This is a genomic window from Paenibacillus cookii (assembly GCF_018333375.1).
Taxonomy (GTDB): Bacteria; Bacillota; Bacilli; order Paenibacillales; family Paenibacillaceae; genus Paenibacillus_AQ; species Paenibacillus_AQ cookii.
In genome coordinates this window covers 1-255 of sequence record NZ_BORW01000147.1, presented here as the reverse complement: position 1 = coordinate 255, position 255 = coordinate 1, and the positions used below count along the sequence as shown (strand labels likewise).

Sequence of the window (255 nt, the reverse complement as noted above, 5' to 3'; positions counted from 1 at the left end):
GTTACGCAATTAAGAAGTTGTGTGCGTTAGCAGGGGTTGCTCGATCTGCCTATTACAAGTGGTTAGGTTGGACGCCATCTACCAAGGAACTTGAAATTCAAGTGCTAGCCAAAGAAGTAAAGCTTCGCTATGACAAGCGAAACGGAATACTTGGCTACCGCCAAATGCGTACTCAATTAAACCGAAAGCTCAAAAAGCAGTACAACAAAAAGCGCTATTACCGAATTATGCGTGCGCTTGGCCTCAAAGCAGTCA

Annotated in this window: 1 protein-coding gene; it reads left to right on the top strand. The window is 44.7% G+C overall.

Annotated features, from left to right (window positions below; translation table 11 throughout):
* Positions 1-255, top strand: a 255-nt coding sequence (locus tag KI367_RS26965; RefSeq protein ID WP_212953362.1) for an IS3 family transposase, incomplete at both ends; no start/stop codon positions are given.